Below are 16,626 nucleotides of genomic sequence, written 5' to 3' on the forward strand. Positions count from 1 at the left end.
GTCGCCGGCCTGCTGGTCACCACCGAAGCCATGATCGCGGAGGCTCCGAAGAAGGAGTCGGCTGGCGGCGGCATGCCTGCCGGCATGCCCGGCGGCGGCATGGGTGGCATGGGCGGTATGGGCGGTATGGGCGGTATGGATTTCTAAGGTCCACGCACTTCAACAATCTCGATGGGCGGCAGCGATGCCGCCCTTTTCTCTGACTCGGAGCCAAGCCGGATGCCACATCCACAAGGCTACATACGGCGGCACGTTCACGGCGGACACCATTGACTGACTTCATTCTGTTCGCCATTGTCGGCTTCCTCGCCCAGGCGGTTGACGGCGCGTTAGGCATGGCCTATGGCGCGATCTCCTCCACCGTGCTGCTCTCCTTCGGTGTTCCGCCGGCGCAGGCTTCCGCCGCGGTACACGCGGCGGAAGTGTTCACTACGGCCGCTTCCGGCACGGCGCACCACTACCACCGCAATATCGACTGGAAGCTGTTCTGGCGGCTTGCTCCTTTCGGCATTCTCGGCGGCTGCCTCGGCGCCTTCGTGCTGACCTCGTTCGACGGCGACATGGTGAAGCCCTACGTCACGACCTATCTCGCTGTGATCGGGCTCTGGCTGTTCCTCCGGTCGTTCCGCAAGATCCCCAGCAATCCGGTTCCTACCCGTCTTGTGGCGCCGCTGGGTACTGTAGGCGGCTTCCTCGACGCTGCAGGTGGCGGCGGATGGGGCCCGATGGTCGTGACCGGATTGCTCGGCGCCGGCGCGCCGCCCCGCTACGTGATCGGCACTGTCAATGCGGCCGAGTTCCTGATCACGCTAGCGGTGTCCGTCACCTTCATCGTCGCGCTCGTCAGTGGGCACTGGCAGGAAGCGGGGGCGCTGTCGACACATGCAAGCTCGGTGCTGGGGCTGATCGTGGGCGGCATAGTCGCCGCTCCGCTTGCCGGATGGGTGCTCAAGGCGATTGCCGAGCGGACGCTTTTGCGGCTCGTCGGCTGCCTGATCATGCTGCTCGCTTTGTTCCAGACCGCCCAACAACTGGGATTCGTCTGACCTGAGCAAGCGGACTACCCTCTAAGCCTTCGCTTTGCTTCCGGACATCATGATCGGCGTAACCGAAGTGAATCGCGGACTGGAGGCGACTTGCCACCCTGGAAAACCCAACCTGCGCCACGAACAGCGTATGGCACGCCAGTGATCAACGTGTTTCCCATTTCCGCCTCGCCCGGCCCATCGGTCCTTTTACGCTCTGCTCGATGCAGTGACTGCTCTGCTCGATGCAGTGACTGATGACGGCGGCGATCAACATTGCTTCGCGTGCTCTTTTAGTGCCAATTCAAGCGGTTGGCTCAAAGGCACCGCCTTGGAGAATAGGAAGCCCTGAGCGGTTCTGCAGCCAAGCTTGTGCAGGATTTGCCGGTCTGCCTCTGTTTCGACGCCCTCGGCCATGACATCGATCCCGAGCGCCCGACCAAGATCGATCACCGTTTTTGACAAGCAGCCGGTCCTCCCGAGACTTGGCTGGGCCGCGAATGAAGCCTTGGTCTATTTTCACCTTGCGTATCCGACTGTCCTTGAGCGATGCCAACGTGGAAAAGCCGGTGCCGAAGTCATCGAGCGCGATGGAAATGCCGGCATGTGACAGGCGTCCGAGCTTTTCATCCACTCTGTCCGGGTCCACTGGGGACTCTTCGGTAAACATCGTTGCTGGGAGGTCTTTTGCCGCCAGACCATTCAGAACCATGTCGTCGATATCGCCGGCTTCCAATTCGCGCGGTGACAATACCTCTTCGGGGCGACATTTAGGGCCTGCCGCGGGAAGCTGCCGCCTCTGCGTGCAGGGGCAGCGATTACTCCGGCGAATGAGGCCCTCTTTCATCGCGCAAGGTCCAAAGCTGCTGGTACGGTTTCATCGCCTAAGCATGGCCGAAATGCCATGCCGCATAAAGGGGGCATGTTGGGCGAACCGAAGCCCCACATGTCGTGCAAGCCGTGCCGCCGGGTGCTCGCTTGAGTAGAGTCCGACGAGAATGTTCGTGCCGTGGAAGAGCGGCGCCGCTGACAGGCGCAGCCACCTTTCGTATCCGTGCAGCATGTCGGGATCGGCAATCTCGCGACCGTCGCGACATGCTGTTAGAATTCCATAGGCGAGTTGCTTCTGGCCGCTGATACCGATGTTGAAACCATGCGCAGTCACCGGGTGCATGCCGATGGCAGCGTCGCCGATGAGTGCGGCGCTGGGAGCTCGGAATTTGTGCGCCCAAGTCGTGACCAGCGGATAGGTATGGCGCTTGCTTGCCAAGGTCATTTTTCCAAGGCGCCCTCGACACCGGTTCGTCAATTCCCTCAGAAACAAATGGTCGCTGAAGGCAAGCAGTCTATCGGCCTCGTTTGAGCGCAGGGTGAGCAGCAGCGACGACACTCCCTCCGCCAGGGGCAACATCGCTATCGTCTGATGGTGATCGAACCATTCGATTGCCACCTGGTGGTGGGGGCGCTCATGCCGCACCCGGCATATTAGCATCGAGCAGCCAAGCCGATTGATGTCGGCGCCTATGCCGAGCAGATCACGAGTGGCCGACAGACGTGAATCGGCGGCAACCACAAGGCTAGCGTTCAACTGCACGCCATTAGACAGCGTTACGAGTGCTCCTGTGAGGCTGGTTGTTGCATCTACGACCGAGTGGCCGCACAGCAGCCGCGCGTGATTCTGCACGTGGATTGTCTTGAACAGCGCGTCGCGGATCCGGCAATTTGGGACCAAAACTCCGAGGGGTTCTCTAGACCCGCTGGGAGGATCGAAACGCAGAGCGAAAGAGCTCGAACCGTTGAGCACGCGCGCGCCGTGAAGCTGTGATTTGTCCGAAGCGGGGATGGTATCCCAGGCGCCGATCTCGCGAAGGATTCTGATCGAGGCGTGGGTCAGCGCGATTTCCCGGCCGTCAAAAGGCGGATTGGCGAGAGTATCAATTGAGTTCTGTTCGACAACTGCGACCTTGAGTTGGCTTTGAGCGAGTGATGCGGCGAAGCAAAGTCCGACCGGCCCCGCTCCAACGACAATGATGTCGAAGCTGTCATCGGAGTCGGCCATCAGCGTGGCGCCATCGCGTAGGCTCTCCAGTGCCCAAGCACGAGCTGCGAAATCAAAAAACGCCTCTGATGCTAGTTAAGCACGACGCGCACAAGCTATGGCCTAAATAAGTGGCAAGCCGCCTCATCAGCGGCAGATGCTCACAAAGCCGTTGCTTGACGGCTGTAGCTGGCAAGTAAGCGGTCGATCGGGCCGTTGCTGCGGCGCGATCTCGCGATCCTGGGAACGGAACTGCTGCTGCTGGTGCTGATATTGCTGCCGCCGTAGCCTGTTCTCCAGCATTAGTAATTCGTTCTGCTCGTGTCGGGCGAAATGAGAAATTGACCCCCACACGAAACGAAGAACTGGCCCCTCGTTTTTGAGAGGATCAGTAGATGCACGATGAATTTCCATCGAAGCTCGCGTTGTCGAAAACGGTGCGGGTTGAGGAGATGCGGTCGGGGGAAGAAGTTTCAGCAATGGTGCGACTGCATGGGATTGGCTGGGGAGCGAAACGGATCGCGCAGGAGTTCGGTTGCGCGCGCAATACGGTTCGTCGCTACCTTCGCGAAGGCGGCGTTGTTGCCTATCGTCAGCCCCGGCGTCGAACAGCCTTTGATGGCCTGGAGGATTGGCTTCGGGAGCGGTTTTTCCGCCATGAAGGCAACGCGGACGTCATTCGCCAGGAGCTGGCGAGCGAACATGGGATTGTGATCGGGCTTCGCTCGGTGGAGCTGAGGGTGAAGTGCTGGCGCCGGGAATTAAAGGCGCAGAAGCGGGCGACGGTCCGCTTCGAGACAGCGCCCGGTCATCAGATGCAGATCGACTTTGGCGATACTCGGGTCTGGATCGGCGGCGAGCGGGTGCGGATCCATGTGTTTGTCGCCACGCTTGGCTATTCGCGCCGGATGCATGTCCGGGCTTCGCAGAGGCAGCGTCAGGCGGACTGGTTCGAAGGGATTGAAGGCGCTTTTCTGCGGTTCGGCGGCGTTCCCGCGGAAGTGCTGATCGACAATGCGAAGGCGCTGGTCGAACACCATGATGCGGTGACGCGAGAGGTCCGATTCAACAGGCGACTGCATGCGTTCGCCCGGTACTGGGGCTTCACGCCGCGGGCCTGTGCTCCCTATCGGGCACGCACGAAGGGAAAAGACGAACGCGGCGTCGGCTACGTCAAGAAGAACGCGATCGCCGGGCGTCGGTTCGAGAACTGGGCGGCATTCGAGGCGCATCTCGACCGCTGGACGCGCGAGGTCGCCGACCAGCGTGAACACGGCACCACCGGCGTTGCGCCAGCGGAACGCTTTGCCGAAGAAGCCAAGGCGCTGCGCCCTCTGGCAGACCGTGCCCCATTCGGGCAATTGCGGGATCTGGTCCGCAAGGTCCAGGCCGACTGCGCGATCGATCTCGACACGAACAGCTACTCCGTGCCCTGGCGCCTGATCGGTGAGAGCGTCCAGGTCGTGGTTTTGGCCGGCCGCGTGATTATCCGCCATGCGGGCCAGGTCGTCGCAGACCACGCCTTTTGCCGTGGGCGACGACAACGGATCGTGGATCGCGCTCATTTTGTCGGTGTAGCCGGCTTCGAAGGGCCGGTGCGTGCAACTCCCATTGATGTCGCTCCAGCCGCCTTGCTGCGACCGCTCGCGGAATACGAGGCGGTTGTTGGAGGGGCCTGGTGATGACGACCGTTGATCATGACGTGCTCATCGCAACGCTCGATCGGCTGAAGCTGACGGCGATCCGTGACCAGCTCGATACGCTGCTGGACGAAGCTGCCCGTTCGAAGATGACCTTGCGGGAAGCCTTGGCCTTCCTGGTGTCGCGCGAGATCGCCCGTCGCGACGAGCGGCGCATCTCCATGTCGAGCAAGCTCGCCCAGTTCCCGTTCGTGCGCGAACTCGACGGCTTCGACTTCGATGCCCAGCCTTCACTCGATCAGGGCCAGATCAGGGAACTCGCGACCTGCCGCTGGATCGCACACGGCGACACAGTCCTGTTCCTCGGACCGCCCGGAACGGGCAAGACTCATCTTGCCGTGAGCCTCGGCCGCGAGGCGATCCGCCAGAACTACAATGTGCAGTTCGTCACGGCAGCGACGCTGGTGGCGATGCTGGCCAAGGCACATGCCGATGGCTCGCTGGACAAACAGTTGACGACCTTGTCGCGGCCGAAATTATTGATCATCGACGAGCTGGGCTATTTGCCCTTCGAAGCCAATGCCGCACACTTGTTCTTCCAACTGGTGTCGCGGCGCTACGAGAAGGGATCGATTCTGATCACTTCCAATCGTTCTGTGGGCGAATGGGGAAGTGTTTTTGGCGACCCCGTTGTGGCCACGGCGATCCTGGATCGCCTGCTTCATCACTCCACGGTGATCACCATCCGCGGTGACAGCTATCGGCTCCGCGAAAAGCGCCGGTCCGGCCTTCTGCAGAAGGTCGGACCGGCACTCGAAACCAACGAAACAGCAAACCAATGAAGGGGGTCAGTTCTTCACTTCGCCAATGGGGTCAAATCCTCGCTTCGCTTGACACTGGCCGCCCGACAGTCGCTGAATAGCCCGGCTCATGATACGCACGCAGGACGTTCAACGCCGTCTTTATATCATCGTTTTTCGGAAAGAAAGTATCGAGGTGGTCGACCAGGGATTGGTGATTTTTTAGATCAGTCGCTTGGCCACGAGCGCCGAGATCATTTGCCAATTGGCGAAGTGAATACGTGTATTTTCGGACCGTGCTCTCGCTATATTTTTGCTGAACCGCAGCGTGGGCGATCGCCTTATCAATAACGTCCCGGTGTTCATCGGACAGATGGGGATAGCGGGTAGCACGGGCGCCAGGTGACGCGGGCTCCGCATCGCGAACCCGTTGCAACGCGAAGATGAGATTGCGTTTGTCTGGAAACAAAGTCTCGGCGAATTCGATCCGCGAATCATGATCCAGCCCAGAGATCGTCAGGCCCCAACTCTCAAGCGCCTTAGAAAATCTGCGAAGATTACGACCGTACTCAGCACGGCTGCTTGGGGCCAACCTGCTGTCACTGGTCACTTGTTCAAAGACATGCGCGTCTGTTTTTGAGGGCACCGGCGCTGGCCGCCCGACAGTCGCTGAATAGCCCGGCTCATGATACGCACGCAGGACGTTCAACGCCCTCTTTATGCCGTCGTTTTTCGGGTAGAAAGCATCGACGTGATCGACCAGGGACTGGTGATTTTTTAGATCCGTCGCTTGGCCACGAGCGCCGAGATCATTCACCAATTGGCGAAGTGAATACGTGTATTTTCGGACCGTGCTCTCGCTATATTTTTGCTGAACCGCAGCGTGAGTGATCGCCTTATCAATAACGTCCCGGTGTTCGTCGGACAGATGGGGATAGCGGGTAGCACGGGCGCCACTCGCGACAGGAGCCGGATCGGCTCGGCGCGGCTGAGCCACGTGCTGCTCAAAACTCACTTGCCGGGCCTGGCCCGCATCCGGCAAGGGGCCATGGCGGAAAGAGAGCATCGCCTCTGGGACGCGTTGAGTCCCATGGGAGAAGCCTTCGGGGACGGCGAATGAAACGTTTATAGAGTCCTCGATCGCAGCGGGGGGCTTCTCAGACCTTGCGGAGGGCGCGGCCTCCGCATGCGGCCTTCCGATGTGTTCGGACCTTGTCCCTTGAACGGGTACCCCCTCCAATGGCATCAGCGGCTGCTGAATGGCGGCGGCTTGCGGCGTATTTAGGGCCCTCTGCCTTTCCGCTGGCCGCAACAGCGCTGTGGAATGTTCATTGTTGATGATGACCCGCTCGGGTGGCAGGTGGTTGCCCTGGTCAAGCGCATCCGGCGAGGGCCGGATCTGCTGTTGGCTGGCAGCTAACGTTGGCGGGGCGGCGGCCTCAATGTGCCCAGAGCCGGTCGCTGCGAAAGCGTCGGCCACGAAGCTGTTGTGGTCACCCGGTCCAGCGGGCAGCCCTGGGTCGCTGAAAAAAGACGAGGCGGCTTGATCTTCCTGCCGTCCCTGAAGCACTTCGCGGAATCCCTGTTCCAGTCGCAGAAGCTCCTCTCGACTGGTTGGCGACTCATCAGCTTGATCGAACAGCCTCCGGGTCTCGGCAAGGTACTGCTCAGCGCCCACTTGCCGGGCCTGGACCGCTGGCCCCTCTTCCAAGCCGGCGTCCTGCACCTGCGACAAAGCTGCTACCCGGGATGGGTTACTATTTCGCGGATTCATACTAGCCTCACATCAAACTGTATCGTCAAAGTTCTGCGCCAATCCGCGCAGCTGCTCATCGGGCAAGATTCTGCCAAGAGCCCCTCGTCTGCTTCCATCAAGGGTGCCGGCTCCGGAGGGCGCCTGTCTGGCTTTCGAAGATGCGTTTAAGGATGCGGTCCGAAAAATATCGCACCTTCCTCAATTGCAATGGTGGCAGGCCTTTGATGAGAACAATCTCGTAGTCTTCATCGAGCAGCCGAACCTGTTCGGGACGCAACAGCGGTGCACCTTGATGCGAATTCTGAATGTTCCAATCGAACGTTCGGAAATGGCAAGGCCGTGAACGGAATTCGGGGAGAAGGCGTCACTTACCATGGCCGAGATTTCAACGGCCGGAGCGATCTCTGCTTCTGGAGGCAGCCATTAGATCCTCGCGGGCGTGATTGTAGGCGTGGCTTGTGGACTGCCCGACTTGACCACCCCGCCGCAGCTGTTCATAGGAGATTTGCGCACCTGTCGCACGGACTTCAGGTTCAAGACCTGCTATGTGGCCGTCCAGATTCGCATTCCGTTCCTCTGCTGCATGCTGCGGCGGAGGCATGTGCGGCAAGATATTTTGCATGCCGGGAACTGCGTGAGCTTGGGCCTGTTGATTTGCGTCGAACTGGCGATACGCCGCCAATTCCGGCGGCTCGACAGGAGGCCGGGGCAGCGAGTCCAGTTGGTTGGCGGCCACCAGAACTGATTCCACTGCGTCTTGGTGCGTGCGCGAGGAAGGATCCATTCCGTAGGCTTCCTGAATCATCAGTGATGCGATTTCCTTTTGTTGGTCTTCAGGAATACGGGACAATGCGTTGCGTACACTATCAGCGAACTCGGGTGAGATCACTTGTACTTCTGCATATTTTTCCCACGATACGGGTGCGTTTTGCTTGCGGCGCAAATCGTTGGCAGTCTGTTCATTTGCGTCCGGATGCACGAACGGAATCAACCCCTCAACACGGTTTTTCAGGAATTCGGCGGTGCTTTTGTCCATCGACCAATGACCTTCCTTGACCGGCACTCCGCTCCATGCGCTGTCTTTCAACCGAACAGCGGGACCGTTGGCCCAGGCATCCATAACCACGGTCGACCTCGCGTCGCGGCTTCCGCGCCGCAGTTCGTTCCAAATGTGACCCGTCTTGACTGGGATCTCATCACCTTGGTCGGTTATCTCTTTCATTGACACGAAAGCACTAGAGGTCATACTCCGCTCGTCGGCCGCCATGTGTGGGGCGTGGACGATAGCGGAAAGGGGAGCGGTCTGATTGCAGCACGCCGCTCCCATGACGACGGCCACTGCAACCTTAATGTTGTCGTCTGCTCCCCTCATTGCAACCGACGATCCGATGCTGTTGTGGCCGTGAGAGGGAATGTCGTCCACCTTAACGTTTCCCCGGCCATGCTTGAGCAGCAGGCGAACGTCGTGAACTGTTTGCCCCGCTGTCGCGAGTCTTATCGGGCTGGTGACGTCGTCACCGACGACACACGCTCCCATATGATAGGCGGCCTGCTGGATCTGATGTGGCTCCAGAGGCGCATCTCCGCCCCGTCGCAACCTGTCGGCAGGCGTGCCCAGGGAGACCCTCAGCGCTGCCGTGGATTCTCGCGGCGACTCTTCCGCATGTCGAGTCGATCCGGAGGATTTGGAGATGCAAATTCCCATAGCCGTTCACCTGTAGTGGAGTTTCTGATCGCCGAGGGACGGGATACGCGAGACGGGCGCTTAACCGTCAGTGTCATCTGGATGAGCTTCCATCAAGGGTGCCGGCTCCGGGAGGGCGCCTGTCTGGCTTTCGAAGATGCGTTTAAGGATGCGGTCCGAAAAATATCGCACCTTCCTCAATTGCAATGGTGGCAGGCCTTTGATGAGAACAATCTCGTAGTCTTCATCGAGCAGCCGAACCTGTTCGGGACGCAACAGCGGTGCACCTTGATGCGAATTCTGAATGTTCCAATCGAACGTTCGCGCCTGGCTGTAGGAAATCGACTTGGCTTCAAACGTGTATTCACCGATGGCTTTGGAAATGTAGGTTGGGGTCTCGTCATCGGCAGTGGCCATAAACACTTGCAGGCCGGTATTGCTCAGAAAATTCTGCTTGCCAGCCTCTCCATAAGCCCCCGTCAGTGCCGAAAGGCTTTGGATGATGAGCATGAAACGCCCCTTGTAGCCCGCGATAGTCGTAATTGCGGTCTCGATCGCCTCCAGCTTACCCAAGTGCTTGAACTCGTCGAGCAGAAAGAGAACCTCGTTCTTTTCATCTTGGCGGGGCAGCGACCGCTGTAGAATTGAAACGATTTGCTGAAAGAACAGGCGTATCAAAGGCGCGATCACCTCAAGGTCGTTCGGACCGACGCACAGATAGATGCACGTTCTGCGACGGCGAAGATCATAGACCGAAAAGTCCGAGCGACTTGTAGCTGCCTTTACAGCCGGATCCGCCCACAGATTGAGTCCGCCATCGCCGAGGACGGACGTGTAGGAGGTCAGGATTTTTGTATCGTTCCCCGCCATGTCGTCGAAGATGCGTTGTGCCTCTTTGTTCCGGGTCTCCATGGCGAGTCGCGCGAAGAGCTTGAACTTCTCCCCCGGCTGGGCGAAGAGGTCATAGACGGCGCCGATTGTTGGCGTGCCCCGCTCGATGCAGGCAAGGATGCCCGCGACAAAGATATCTCGCGCGCCGCTGACGAAACCTTCCGCGCCCTCCCCCTTGGCCGTGATCAGGTTTGCGGCCAAGCGGCGGGCTTCGGTGAATTGCAGCTGTGGAGGCAGCGCTATAAGATCCAACAGCGGATTGTAGCAGTTGGTGCGCCGCTCCGAATCCAGCGGCGCGAATTTGAACACGTTGTCGCCTGCGGCTTTGCGCGCCCTCGAGGTAAGCTCAAAGAGCTCCCCCTTCACGTCGAGAGCTATCACCGAGCCTTTGAATGTAAGGAGCGTTGGAATGACTATGCCGACGCCCTTGCCAGCACGGGTTGGTGCAACGATGAGGCTGTGAGGCTGCTCGCCATTGGTCAGGTAGTAGCCAGGCCAGAAAGGGCCACTCGTCTTCCCAAAAATCGGACCTGTCACGCCACGGTATCGGCGTAGATAACCCGTGCGTCGCATTTCATCCACTCGCGCCCAGCGCGCCGTCCCGTGATGTTCAAGTTTGCGCCGTAATACGATCTGCTGAATCAGCAAGACGAGCGCGGACGTTGCGAGCACGATAGCTACGCCCTGATAGAAGACGGGGGTCGCGAAACCCCGATAGAAGGGCGTCTCGAACCAAAAGGCACGGACGTCAAACGTCATCAAAGCCTCGCCGCTACCCCCATGGCGGAACGTTGCGTACAGACTTGCCGCGCAGAAGCCCAAGGCGAGTGAGCACGCGATGCTAATGGCTATGCTGGGGGGCGTCGTTTTTGTTGAAGGCATTGTTCCATTGCCGGATTAGCGTAGCTAATGCTGCGCTTGCTTCAGACACCGGAGCGACGTCGCGCGATGTCGCCGCTCGACAGATCGATGCCGCAGCGGGTGGTGCAATGGTTGCATCGCACCACCCGGCAGGCGTGGTCTTTGAAAGTTACACCAAGCAGGTACATCAACGGCCAGCGAATTGGAGATGGCACGGCCGTGAACGGAATTCGGGGAGAAAGCGTTACTGTACCATGGCCGAGACCTCAACGGCCGGAGCGATCTCTGCTTCTGGAGGCAGCCATTAGATCCTCGCGAGCGTGATTGTAGGCGTGGCTTATGGACTGCCCGACTTGACCACCCCGCCGCAGCTGTTCAAAGGAGGTTTGCGGGCCTACTGTATCACGGACTGAAGCCGCAATAGCTGCAATGTGGCCGTCCAAATTCGCACTCCGTTCCTCTGCTGCATGCTGCGGCGGAGGCATGTTCTGCAACAGGCCATGCAGGTCGGGAAGTGAGTTAGCTTGCGCTTGTTGATTTGCGTCTAACTGGTGATACGCGGTGACAATAGCATTTTGGGCGGTCGCCTTGACCATGTGGTGCTGATGAGGATCAGCAGCCAATTCAATGGCCTGCTCAAAAATACGAGATTTATTTTGGTCATTAAACTTACTGAAGTTTTGCGCCACAAACATAACCCCTAGAGCTTGCTCCATTGGGTCCATGTTGCCAATGCGATTAACAAGAGCACTCTGCTTCTGGGGCCCTAGAAAATGGCCTACATTACTAGCCGCTTGGACTTGCTCCAATGCTACGTTATCCGGCTGGTACCCCAATTCGGCTGTCAATTTCTCGGCCAGATCGATGGCTGATCGTCCGAGCTGATTGGCCCGCCGTTCAAATGTCGCGAGGTCAGTTTCTGGCCCGGGTTGAGTGCCCCGAACGGCTGTTCGCTCGTGCGTCCCGAGGGCTTTGAAGCCCCCAAGATTTCGCGCTGTGTCGCGCGGGTTAGCGGTTACTAGCCGTTCTGCAACATCGCTCAATGGCCCCTCTGGAACGTCACGGAGGGTACTGCGTTTCCCCACTCCTTGGGATGAACTTGCAGCTGCGCGTGCCCGTTCATTATCGCGATCCATTCCTCGGCCTCCAAAGTCGTTTCTCTACCCCATGAGGTTACCACCGAAGCTTGATCTGCTAAACCAATATGGTGTTACAGTTGTAGTCTCGCAGAGGGTCCCCAAGAGCCCGTCTAAGCCAAAGAAAATACGATGAGGCTGGCATCAAATGCGATGAGTGGGGTTCTGCCTGAGGGCGCCGTCGCCGACTCTTTCGCCTACTTGCAAGACGCCGGCATGATGTCCCCGCAGCAGCTTCTCCTTTGAATGCAGGCTTGCATGCTCGAGAGGGTTTCGATGACGGCCATCGCCCACTCCGGCTCGATCAGCCGCGGCCGAGCTGTCCTGCTTGCTTGGCAAGGAAATCAGTCGCGACCTGATCGGCAATTTGAGCAGGGCCGCGCTAATAGCATCGCTGTACCATGCCACCACCAAGGCATTCCTGCTGCAGGTCGGTGGCTTCCCGACCCAACCGGCGCCAGGCGAGGAGCAAAGGTCCGATGGGGAAAAATCGCGCGGGCGGATAGCGCGGCATCGCGCAATCCCACCCCGTCCTCGACCGCCGCCTATCGACCGTGAGTGCCGCGGTCGTCAGCAACAGCCGCTGGCGAGCCAACCGCCGGCTGGGCGATCGCGACATCTTTAATCCCTTTGTGCCCGGGTTTTCTCAACGGGAGTCGCCTGGCGCAGCCACCTCGGAACGGACGGCATACTTCAGCGCCACCTTGACAGGCTGCAACTGCCGCGCAGCTTTGCGCCCCAACCGCATTGATGCAGGCGCCATCGACTAACTTCCTTTGCTGCAACATCCCCTCGCCTTCCGCGCCCCTGGACGGTGCAGGTCGGGTCCAAAGAGTTCGACGGATGAGGGTCTAAGTGGCGCCGTCGCGCTCTGTTTGCAGACGCGATTGGCATTACCGTGGGAATGCAGACATCCATCCTGGCCGATATCAATCCTGTTCATGGGCACAGCCTGAATTGACGCACTATCAAGGCTCAAAGACGCTTCAGCTTACCGTCGCGGTCGGCATTAGCACGCGATTACCACCCACATTTCTGCGCGGCCAAGGCAAACGATGCAGGCTAACTGTCACTCCAGATCTCGAGTGGATCCGACCGCAATGATGTATTCTCAAAAAGCATGTGTACGGTACTTGTGACGTTTTCTGCCGATGCCCCCGCGCCTCGTAGCCGAGTCGTCTCTGGGCTTGCGTCGTCCCGACCGAAGATCCCAAGCCCTGGGGCCCGCCAGTACGTCAGTGTCGACTGAGCAACAATGTCAGAGGTCTGACTGAACATTGGTGGTCACAACCGTGTAGTTGAAAGCTTTTTTCTTTTGGCACGCTCAGTGCAACATGGTCCTCAAATGTTGCACGGAACCGCTGAGAGGGGAACCCAGGAATGAACATGACAGGCATCATTGCGTCGGTCGCGCTGTCGACTTTTTCTGGCTGCCAGCGATGGGACGGAGGGACGCAGGCCGGATATCGTTAGAGGTCAATCCTACAAAGTGGCATCTCACGTCCTGAACCCGATGCGGAGAGCAACTTAGACGGTCAGCGTGTTTTCGCGTGGGAAAGCCTGAGACGCGGCTGTCCACGGTTCCAATATTGAATTCGATCACGACCTGGCGAATGGGGAGCCGACCTACAGCCAGAGCCAAGGCACAGAGACCGAGATCTACCACGATCACTGCAACATCGACGAGATCGTTGGATCATCAGGCACGGTTGAGGACACCAACTATGATGGGAGCATCGACAGCGGCGACGGGTATGCAGGGCCGCTTAGCGACCGGCATCAGTTTGCTACTTTGAAGGAGCCTCTCACAACGAAGGCATCGTAGAGCCGGCCAGAGTTGCCTCTCACCTGAAGCCGAGGCGCGCCTCAAGCCATTGTTGCTGTGCAGGTCTTTGCCGCCCTGTGCAATTTGGGAGACCACGCATCAATGAAGCGGATCAGCTTGCTTCTGCTGAGCGCATTTCGGGGCTCGGACCTGGGTCCCTCAAGAAGAGAGTGGTTCGATCCGGCACTGACCCTAGGGCGGGGGGCTTGGTTGGGCCGCTGCCGGACCGAACCGTCTCAGGCAACGCCGGCTATGTCGTGGGATATTGCGGCAACTCCGCGGCCAAACCGTGGCGATAATGTGTCGCAGATTCACCGATTCCAACACGCGCGTTGCAAACGTGACTGGACGTCCCGGAAACCGCCCAACGCTGCTGGGATTGACGGGAGCTCTGAGGCCTGGCGACACACCACCACAAGCCAGCCTGCGTCGCCCGACCACATTGAGCTCGACCATATCCTTCGGAAGGGCTCACAACAGAGGACATGTCTATCAGGACACTCGGACCCGAAGCAGAAGTCATGCGCTTCAATTTTGCGGACTTGTACAAGAGGCCCGGCGATTTTCATGATCTGGCAAGGCCGATCCGTTTGTCAGCGATGCCGGAATGGCGGAACGGCCCCGAGTCGGGAATATACAGGTGAGACGAGCCGGCCGGGTGTGGGGTCGGGCTATGGGCCGTTCGGGGAGACGGCATGAGCGGCAGCTTTTCGCGGCGCCAGTTCATCGCAGCGGCGTTTGGCGCGGGGATCGCGGTCAAGATCGGTTTTCTGGGTCGGCCCGCATCGGCTGCGCTCATTGCCAATTCGCCCGGCCGTTCGCCAAACTGGATCGGACCGGACGGTCGGCCGCGTTTTCGGATGGACGCCGTGGCCAAGGTCACCGGGGACAAGACCTTCACCCGCGATTTTCGCGCCCGTGACATAGCGGGCTGGCCGCAGGAACAGAGCCACGCCTTCCTGATCCGCGGCACCCGGGCCGACGCCCCGTTCGACGGGCTGGACCTCTCGGTGCTGGGCGAAGATCTCAAGCCCGACCGACTGATAGCCGGCGAAGACCTTGTCCGCGATGGTCTTGCGCCGCCGGAAACGACGGCTCCCGGCTTCTATGGCGACATGTTCCTGGTGCCGAAGGGACGCATTCCGCGCCTGCTCGGTCAGCCGGTCGCGCTCTTGATCTACAACGATTTCGCGCGGTTCGACGCGGCCAAGCGGCTGGTCCGTTCCGCCAAGGGCATCGTGCGCTGGGGGGCGGCCGCCGGCTACGACACGCCACCGCATTACGGCGCCAGCCGGTTCGTGCGCATCGGCGGCGCGGCATCGGATGAAACCGACATCTATGCTCCGCTCGAAGGCACCACGATCTACGGCAATTTCGACGGCGATCAGGTCGTCTGGCCGAAGCCGGATCAGAGCGGCGATGCGGCGGCCCGCGCCATGTGGGCGGCGGGCGAGATCGAGCGTGAGATCACGGCTGCCGGCGACGACGCATTGGTCCTGAAGCGAAGCTATTTCTCGCAGTCGACCGACGCCTGCGCGATGGAAGCCGACAATGGCAATGTCTGGTTCGAGCCGGGCAGTTCGACCCTGCACGCACTCATCGCGACCCAATCGCCTTATGAGGTGGCGACCTCGACCTTGGAAATGCTGTCGAAATCGCGGTTCGTGGTGAAGGCGCTCGACCTTTCGATCGGTTACACGGTCGGATACGGTACCAAGGATCATTCGATCTTTCCCTACTACGCCATCCTGGCAGGCCTCTATGGCGACGGGCGGCCGGTGCGTCTTGCCAACGATCGGTTCGAGCAGTTCCAGATGGGGTTGAAGCGCCATGCCTTCTGGATGGAGAACACGCTTGTCGTGGATCGCTCCACGCATGCTTTCCGCATCATGAAAGGCAACCATCGCACGGATGCCGGAGGACGGCGCAATTTCTCGCTGGACGTTGGCAAGGTCGGGCACTCGCAGGGCGCCATTGCCGGCGAGGCGCTAAGGACCGAGGAGATCAAGTCCAGCTCTTCGGCACCAGGCTCCAGCGCATCGCCAAAGCCGATGTCGATCGTCAGGCTGACCCGGGCGCCTCCGATCGAGGCCGTCGTCCGCAGCCTGAGCCCACCATACTCCAGCTCCTCGCGAATGCGGTCGACCCGGAGTGCGTCAGCGTCGAACTCGACGCCATCGCCAGCGTCCTGCGCCAGGACCTCCCGAAACGTCGCCAGCATCGGCTCCGCGCTCGGATCGCCAAAACTCAGCAGGTCAAGGTCGCGGGTGCCGCGGTGCGGATCATCGAACCAGCTCATCATCAGCATCGCGCCCTTCAGCACGAAGCGGTCGGCGTGGGGTGACTGGCTAAGCCGGAAAAGCAGCCGCTCGAGGCGAAGCGGGTCAGAACCAGATCGAGGGTCTGGCTACTTACCTTGGCGAGTTGCAGCAGACGTGCGCGCAATGAGGCGCCGATGTTCTTGATCTCTTTAGCCATTGGCAGTCAGCGCCTCGATATACGGCCGGATGACCGTGGCGACACCGCCACGCTCAGCCTGCCTGGCAATTTCGCCGGGCGTGGCCTTGCGCTGGCGAAGCGCTTCCTGGAGGCCCTCGATCGCCACCGACAGGCCGATCTTGTTGCGATATCGGAAACAGTCCGCGATTGTTTTGACAACCCCAAAGACCTTTACGGTCACGCCCTCGACAACATGAGTTTCGACGCTGTCGTTGAGCAGACTTTCGGTAAAACGCACGATGCGAATGGGTGTGCCGTCGGGTTTGGGAGCCCAGTCTTTCTGGCCGATGGCCAGCCATACCTGTCTCGGAAGCTGATCCGTCAGCTGGTGGAATGCCAGGGCTGACACAAGGCAGACAACGCCTTTGGGTACGCGCTTGGCAGCCTCGGCTAGGCTAGTGTCCGTCCATAAACGGCAAGTTGTTGAAATTACTTGAGGAATCGTAGTTTTCCGCAGGAAAGCTCCGGCGG

The 16,626-nt window shown here is 59.7% G+C and carries 9 protein-coding genes and 5 pseudogenes; 4 read left to right on the forward strand and 10 right to left on the reverse strand.

Annotation, left to right across the window (positions count from 1 at the left end):
* The first annotated feature begins 269 nt into the window (after positions 1–269).
* On the forward strand, positions 270–1,046 hold the full coding sequence (locus tag AC0L15_RS32200) for a sulfite exporter TauE/SafE family protein (RefSeq protein WP_065010507.1): 777 nt from the start codon (positions 270–272) through the stop codon (positions 1,044–1,046).
* Between the two features lie 249 nt (positions 1,047–1,295).
* Here the strand turns inward: AC0L15_RS32200 and AC0L15_RS32205 are convergent, their stop codons facing one another.
* The 3 genes and pseudogenes from AC0L15_RS32205 to ubiM all read right to left on the reverse strand — a co-directional run bounded on the left by AC0L15_RS32205 (position 1,296) and on the right by ubiM (position 3,084).
* Entirely contained in the window at positions 1,296–1,442 is a 147-nt protein-coding gene (locus tag AC0L15_RS32205) for a hypothetical protein (RefSeq protein ID WP_473498311.1), read from the reverse strand.
* A gap of 100 nt (positions 1,443–1,542) precedes the next feature.
* Positions 1,543–1,872: pseudogene (locus AC0L15_RS32210) on the reverse strand (EAL domain-containing protein); the annotation flags it as partial.
* Between the two features lie 30 nt (positions 1,873–1,902).
* On the reverse strand, positions 1,903–3,084 hold the full coding sequence (ubiM, locus tag AC0L15_RS32215; protein WP_473498313.1) for a 5-demethoxyubiquinol-8 5-hydroxylase UbiM: 1,182 nt from the start codon (positions 3,082–3,084) through the stop codon (positions 1,903–1,905).
* A 374-nt stretch (positions 3,085–3,458) separates the two neighbouring features.
* Between ubiM and istA the strand changes: the two genes are divergently transcribed.
* Together istA and istB are read left to right on the forward strand one after the other, a co-directional pair.
* On the forward strand, positions 3,459–4,745 hold the full coding sequence (istA, locus tag AC0L15_RS32220) for an IS21 family transposase (RefSeq protein ID WP_473498315.1): 1,287 nt from the start codon (positions 3,459–3,461) through the stop codon (positions 4,743–4,745).
* A complete protein-coding gene (gene istB, locus AC0L15_RS32225) occupies positions 4,745–5,545 on the forward strand; it encodes an IS21-like element ISSme2 family helper ATPase IstB (RefSeq protein ID WP_065009183.1) in 801 nt (266 codons plus the stop codon). The genes istA and istB overlap by 1 nt, the downstream gene beginning before the upstream one ends.
* 31 nt (positions 5,546–5,576) lie before the next feature.
* On the opposite strand, the pseudogene AC0L15_RS32230 reads toward istB, so the two are convergent.
* The 5 genes and pseudogenes from AC0L15_RS32230 to AC0L15_RS32250 all read right to left on the reverse strand — a co-directional run.
* Positions 5,577–7,238, reverse strand: a pseudogene (locus AC0L15_RS32230) (Ulp1 family isopeptidase); the annotation flags it as partial.
* A gap of 51 nt (positions 7,239–7,289) precedes the next feature.
* Positions 7,290–7,584 (reverse strand): annotated as a pseudogene (locus AC0L15_RS32235) (type IV secretory system conjugative DNA transfer family protein); the annotation flags it as partial.
* A gap of 60 nt (positions 7,585–7,644) precedes the next feature.
* Positions 7,645–8,682: a type III secretion protein gene (locus AC0L15_RS32240; protein ID WP_473498317.1), complete on the reverse strand. Its 1,038-nt coding sequence runs from the start codon at positions 8,680–8,682 to the stop codon at positions 7,645–7,647.
* A gap of 342 nt (positions 8,683–9,024) precedes the next feature.
* On the reverse strand, positions 9,025–10,716 hold the full coding sequence (gene virD4, locus AC0L15_RS32245) for a type IV secretion system ATPase VirD4 (RefSeq protein ID WP_473498319.1): 1,692 nt from the start codon (positions 10,714–10,716) through the stop codon (positions 9,025–9,027).
* Positions 10,717–10,961: 245 nt separating this feature from the next.
* Positions 10,962–11,831, reverse strand: coding sequence for a hypothetical protein (locus tag AC0L15_RS32250; RefSeq protein ID WP_473498320.1), 870 nt, complete (start codon positions 11,829–11,831; stop codon positions 10,962–10,964).
* Between the two features lie 3,261 nt (positions 11,832–15,092).
* Here AC0L15_RS32250 and AC0L15_RS32255 point away from each other — a divergent pair.
* Positions 15,093–15,542 (forward strand): annotated as a pseudogene (locus AC0L15_RS32255) (molybdopterin cofactor-binding domain-containing protein); the annotation flags it as partial.
* Positions 15,543–15,628: 86 nt separating this feature from the next.
* Here AC0L15_RS32255 and AC0L15_RS32260 read toward each other — a convergent pair.
* A pseudogene (locus AC0L15_RS32260) lies at positions 15,629–16,134 on the reverse strand (nucleotidyl transferase AbiEii/AbiGii toxin family protein); the annotation flags it as partial.
* Positions 16,127–16,612, reverse strand: coding sequence for a type IV toxin-antitoxin system AbiEi family antitoxin domain-containing protein (locus AC0L15_RS32265; protein WP_473498322.1), 486 nt, complete (start codon positions 16,610–16,612; stop codon positions 16,127–16,129). The gene AC0L15_RS32265 and the pseudogene AC0L15_RS32260, both read right to left, overlap by 8 nt.
* Positions 16,613–16,626: the final 14 nt, after the last annotated feature.

It is taken from the genome of Mesorhizobium sp. WSM4846 (assembly GCF_055811415.1).

What these genes read in the sequence shown, in the direction of transcription:
- AC0L15_RS32250 (WP_473498320.1), bottom strand. Translation starts at nt 11,831, where the DNA reads ATGGATCGCGATAATGAACGGGCACGCGCAGCTGCAAGTTCATCCCAA.
- virD4 (WP_473498319.1), bottom strand. Translation starts at nt 10,716, where the DNA reads ATGCCTTCAACAAAAACGACGCCCCCCAGCATAGCCATTAGCATCGCG.
- ubiM (WP_473498313.1), bottom strand. Translation starts at nt 3,084, where the DNA reads ATGGCCGACTCCGATGACAGCTTCGACATCATTGTCGTTGGAGCGGGG.
- istB (WP_065009183.1), top strand. Translation starts at nt 4,745, where the DNA reads ATGACGACCGTTGATCATGACGTGCTCATCGCAACGCTCGATCGGCTG.
- istA (WP_473498315.1), top strand. Translation starts at nt 3,459, where the DNA reads ATGCACGATGAATTTCCATCGAAGCTCGCGTTGTCGAAAACGGTGCGG.
- AC0L15_RS32205 (WP_473498311.1), bottom strand. Translation starts at nt 1,442, where the DNA reads ATGGCCGAGGGCGTCGAAACAGAGGCAGACCGGCAAATCCTGCACAAG.